The 1,285-nt window shown below is 51.0% G+C and carries 1 rRNA gene; it reads left to right on the plus strand.

Annotated elements, in window-relative coordinates:
* Positions 1–22 precede the first annotated feature (22 nt).
* Positions 23–1,285 (plus strand): 23S ribosomal RNA (locus tag RHIBUN_RS0132970); the annotation flags it as partial.

Genomic DNA, 1,285 nt, shown 5'->3' on the forward strand with positions numbered 1-1,285 from the left:
GATGAGCATTGGCAATGAGAACGATTAAGTGTCGTAAGGGCATTTGGTGGATGCCTTGGCATGCACAGGCGATGAAGGACGTGATACGCTGCGAAAAGCCGTGGGGAGCTGCGAATAAGCTTTGATCCATGGATCTCCGAATGGGGCAACCCACCTTAAATGCTTGGAAAATCTAAGTTGTGCTTCGGTACGGCTTAGGTTTCCAAGCATTGTGATAAGGTATCTGCACCTGAATAAAATAGGGTGTAAGAAGCGAACGCAGGGAACTGAAACATCTAAGTACCTGCAGGAAAGGACATCAACCGAGACTCCGCAAGTAGTGGCGAGCGAACGCGGACCAGGCCAGTGGCAATTGTGTTTAAAGCGGAACAATCTGGAAAGTTTGGCCGTAGCGGGTGACAGCCCCGTACGCGTAGATAGCATGATTGTCCTAGAGTAGGGCGGGACACGAGAAATCCTGTCTGAACATGGGGAGACCACTCTCCAAGCCTAAGTACTCGTGCATGACCGATAGCGAACAAGTACCGTGAGGGAAAGGTGAAAAGCACCCCGACAAGGGGAGTGAAATAGAACCTGAAACCGGATGCCTACAAACAGTCGGAGCCCGCAAGGGTGACGGCGTACCTTTTGTATAATGGGTCAACGACTTAGTGTAACAAGCAAGCTTAAGCCGGTAGGTGTAGGCGAAGCGAAAGCGAGTCTGAATAGGGCGATTTAGTTTGTTGCATTAGACCCGAAACCGAGTGATCTAGCCATGAGCAGGTTGAAGGTTGGGTAACACCAACTGGAGGACCGAACCCGCATCTGTTGCAATAGATTGGGATGACTTGTGGCTAGGGGTGAAAGGCCAATCAAACTCGGAAATAGCTGGTTCTCCGCGAAATCTATTTAGGTAGAGCGTCGACCGAATACCCTGGGGGGTAGAGCACTGGATGGGCTATGGGGACTCACCGTCTTACTGATCCTAACCAAACTCCGAATACCCAGGAGTACTAGTCGGCAGACACACGGCGGGTGCTAACGTCCGTCGTGAAAAGGGCAACAACCCTAACCTCCAGCTAAGGTCCCCAAGTCATGGCTAAGTGGGAAAGGATGTGAGGATCCCAAAACAACCAGGATGTTGGCTTAGAAGCAGCCATCATTTAAAGAAAGCGTAACAGCTCACTGGTCTAAATAAGGGTCTTTGCGCCGAAAATGTAACGGGGCTGAAGCCATGCACCGAAGCTGAGGATGTGTAGCAATACACGTGGTAGCGGAGCGTTCCGTAAGCTGATGAAGGGAGACC

The sequence above is a fragment of the Rhizobium sp. IBUN genome (genome assembly GCF_000510625.1).
GTDB classification, from domain to species: domain Bacteria; phylum Pseudomonadota; class Alphaproteobacteria; order Rhizobiales; family Rhizobiaceae; genus Rhizobium; species Rhizobium altiplani.